This is a genomic window from Acinetobacter sp. V2, assembly GCF_001188385.1.
In the GTDB taxonomy this organism is placed as follows: Bacteria; Pseudomonadota; Gammaproteobacteria; order Pseudomonadales; family Moraxellaceae; genus Acinetobacter; species Acinetobacter oleivorans.
Map to the genome: position 1 here is coordinate 934,489 of NZ_JZFB01000001.1, position 278 is coordinate 934,766.

Sequence of the window (278 nt, forward strand, 5' to 3'; positions counted from 1 at the left end):
ACGTGCATCAACCACGCTTGAAGCTTTAAGCAAACTTAAGCCTGTTGTCAAAGCAGATGGTTCTGTGACTGCGGGGAATGCTTCAGGCATTAATGATGGTGCAGCAGCATTGCTGATTGCTTCTGATGAGGCAGTTCAAGCTTACAATTTAAAACCACGTGCCAAGATTATTGCTTCAACAGCAGTCGGTGTAGAACCACGCATTATGGGTTTTGCTCCGGCACCAGCTATTAAAAAATTACTTAAACAAGCCAACCTGACTTTAGATCAGATGGATG

General features: G+C 43.9%; 1 pseudogene. It reads left to right on the forward strand.

Features of this window, described 5'->3' with window-relative positions:
* Nucleotides 1-278: pseudogene (locus UC75_RS20170) on the forward strand (acetyl-CoA C-acyltransferase); the annotation flags it as partial.